This window comes from Bradyrhizobium sp. P5_C11_2 (assembly GCF_054049755.1).
Genome location: NZ_JBFULT010000946.1, coordinates 1 through 1,600, shown reverse-complemented (window position 1 = coordinate 1,600; position 1,600 = coordinate 1). Strand labels below are relative to the sequence as shown.

Genomic DNA, 1,600 nt, shown 5'->3' with positions numbered 1-1,600 from the left:
CCCGCGACCTTCCGGTGCTGAATGCCACCTGCCCGCTGGTCACGAAAGTTCACAATCAGGGGAAGCGCTACATCACCAAGGGCCGCACGCTGATCCTGATCGGCCATGCCGGCCATCCCGAGGTCGAGGGCACGATGGGCCAGGTTCCAGGGCCCGTGCTGCTGGTCCAGAGCGTCGAAGAGGTTAAGGCGCTGACGCTGCCTGCGGATACGCCAGTGGCCTACATCACCCAGACCACGCTGTCGGTCGATGACACCAGGGACATTATCGCGGCGCTTCAGGCCAGATTTACAGATATTCAAGGCCCCGACATCCGGGATATCTGCTATGCGACACAGAACCGCCAATCTGCGGTAAGGGACTTGAGCAAGCTGGTCGACGTGATCTTGGTGGTGGGCGCTGCCAATAGCTCGAACTCGAACCGGCTCCGCGAAATCGGCACCGAAGCCGGCGTCGCGAGTTATTTGATCGCGGATGGCAGCAAGCTCAATCCGGAGTGGTTGAAAGGTGCCAGGACCGTCGGCCTCACGGCCGGCGCCTCGGCGCCCGAGGTGCTGGTGGATGACGTGATCGAAGCTCTGCGGCGGATCGGACCCGTGACGGTCTCGGTGCTCCCGGGCCGCGAGGAAAACATCGAATTCCGGCTTCCGGCCCAACTGGCTGCGAGCTGACCTACCTGAATTCCAAGCCCAGAAAGAAACTTGTAATGGCTATCCCCTTCTTCAAGGAAATGCGTATCGGCGGCTATTTGCTCAAGCAGAAACTGCTTGGCCGCAAACGCTATCCGCTCGTGCTGATGCTGGAGCCGCTGTTCCGCTGCAACCTCGCCTGCGTCGGCTGCGGCAAGATCGACTATCCGGATGCGATCCTCAACCGCCGCATGACGGCGCAGGAGTGCTGGGACGCGGCCGACGAATGCGGCGCGCCGATGGTGGCGATTCCCGGCGGCGAGCCGCTGATCCACAAGGAGATCGGCGAGATCGTGCGCGGCCTCGTCGAGCGCAAGAAGTTCGTCTCGCTCTGCACCAACGCGCTGCTGCTCGAGAAGAAGCTCGATTTGTTCACGCCCTCCCCGTATCTGTTCTTCTCCGTGCATCTCGACGGCCTGAAGGACCATCACGACAAGGCCGTGTCGCAGAAGGGCGTGTTCGACCGCGCCGTCTCCGCGATCAAGGCGGCCAAGGCGCGCGGCTTCACCGTCAACGTCAACGCCACCATCTTCGACGGCCATCCGGCCGAGGAGATCGCAAAGTTCCTCGACCTCACCGTCGAGCTCGGTGTCGGCGTCTCGATGTCGCCGGGCTACGCCTATGAGCGTGCGCCGGACCAGGAGCACTTCCTCAACCGCACCAAGACCAAGAAGCTGTTCCGCGACGTCTTTGCGATGGGCAAGGGCAAGAAGTGGAACTTCATGCATTCCGGCCTGTTCCTCGACTTCCTCGCCGGCAACCAGGAATACGAGTGCACGCCGTGGGGCATGCCCGCGCGCAACATCTTCGGCTGGCAGAAGCCCTGCTATCTGCTCGGCGAAGGCTATGCCAAGACCTTCAAGGAGCTGATGGACACCACCGACTGGGAGACCTACGGCACCGGCAAGTAC

Annotated in this window: 2 protein-coding genes; both read left to right on the top strand. The window is 62.3% G+C overall.

Annotated elements, in window-relative coordinates:
* On the top strand, positions 1-671 hold a 671-nt coding region (gene ispH, locus ACXJL8_RS40580), incomplete at its 5' end, for a 4-hydroxy-3-methylbut-2-enyl diphosphate reductase (protein ID WP_456686978.1).
* A 35-nt stretch (positions 672-706) separates the two neighbouring features.
* Positions 707-1,600: adenosyl-hopene transferase HpnH (hpnH, locus tag ACXJL8_RS40575; RefSeq protein WP_456686977.1), on the top strand; the 894-nt coding region annotated here is incomplete at its 3' end.